This window comes from Bartonella sp. AA78NXGY, assembly GCF_042197005.1.
GTDB lineage: Bacteria > Pseudomonadota > Alphaproteobacteria > Rhizobiales > Rhizobiaceae > Bartonella.
In genome coordinates this window covers 1-1212 of sequence record NZ_JBHIRI010000069.1, presented here as the reverse complement: position 1 = coordinate 1212, position 1212 = coordinate 1, and the positions used below count along the sequence as shown (strand labels likewise).

Below are 1212 nucleotides of genomic sequence, written 5' to 3'. Positions count from 1 at the left end.
CCGACATCCAGCAAAGTTTTGACTTGTTCAATGGCATCACTTCTAGGAATAAAGGAGCCTTTACCCAAACCTTGACCCACAAGATCACGCATTTGTTTTTCAATCAATTCCTTTTCGAAATAAGCATCGCCTAAGAAAAAAATCTCTCTGTCAGGATTGTAACCAATTCTGTTCAAATAATAGGCTGAGCCATAAAACTTGCCGACATCAAGAAATTCTGCCCGCGTTTCATAAATGAAATTTTGATTGGGTAGCGTGCCCCCAACACCCCCCGATTGGGGCTTTGGTAAAGGGAGCCCCTCAGACAGTTCTCCTGCATTATTGAGATCCACTTTTGGTGTAAAGAGAGCATCAACCCCAGTTAAACCACTTAAGGACTCCAGTGGATTGCCTTCAACTGCTTGTGCTTTAAAATGCGCATCCCCTGTAATCGAACCTTCCGCTGCCGTGTTATTGAGTTGATCAACCACCAGATTTAAAGTGCCACCCGCTTGGACAAGACCAGGAACGCTCTCCAAAGCTTCTGAACCAATCTGGCGATCCTTGCCATTGGCTATATCTAAAGAAACATCGCGGCTTCCATCAGCTTTATAACCATAACAACTGTCTGTATTAGCCTGACAACCAAGATAAGTGTTTTTATAAGCCGTTGCCCCTAAATTGGTCAGCACATTGGCGTGGATATCGGCATTTCCCCCTGCTCTCATAGAGCTATAATGGTTGTCAATGGTATCAGCGTTAATGATGAGATTGCCACTAGATTGTATTACCCCCGAAACAGTTGGTTTATGCGAAAATGCTTGTGTGACAGTCTTTTCTGTATCATGTGAGATAAATTATTCCATCGGTACCCTTGAAAAAAAGCGAACTTTCACTCTCTTCATTCCAAGTAAATGCCTTGTATACTATCTCATCTTCTAAAGTTATCTTACCATAAGTTGCCTCTTTGTTGGGCAAAGAATTTTTAAAGTGAAAATCACATATGTTTCCTGAACATTCAACTTCCTCATAGGAAACGGCCCACATTTCTACCCTCAACTCATTTGCTACACTTGTTGTATGATACAAAATCGCATTTTCAATTGGATCAAACCCCTCTGGTTTTTGGAATGCGATGGTGACTTCTTCCGTTTTTTCCGTGATGATCAACAAATTGAACAGATCAATCAAGTTGTTGAAGCCTTTTTAGCAGAGATAGAACGAGAGATACAA

Annotated in this window: 2 pseudogenes; one reads left to right on the top strand and one right to left on the bottom strand. The window is 41.4% G+C overall.

The features are described 5' to 3' along the window. Nucleotides 1-951: pseudogene (locus tag ACFINL_RS09665) on the bottom strand (filamentous hemagglutinin); the annotation flags it as partial. Nucleotides 952-1128: 177 nt separating this feature from the next. Between ACFINL_RS09665 and ACFINL_RS09660 the strand changes: the two are divergent. Next, nucleotides 1129-1212, top strand: a pseudogene (locus ACFINL_RS09660) (exonuclease); the annotation flags it as partial.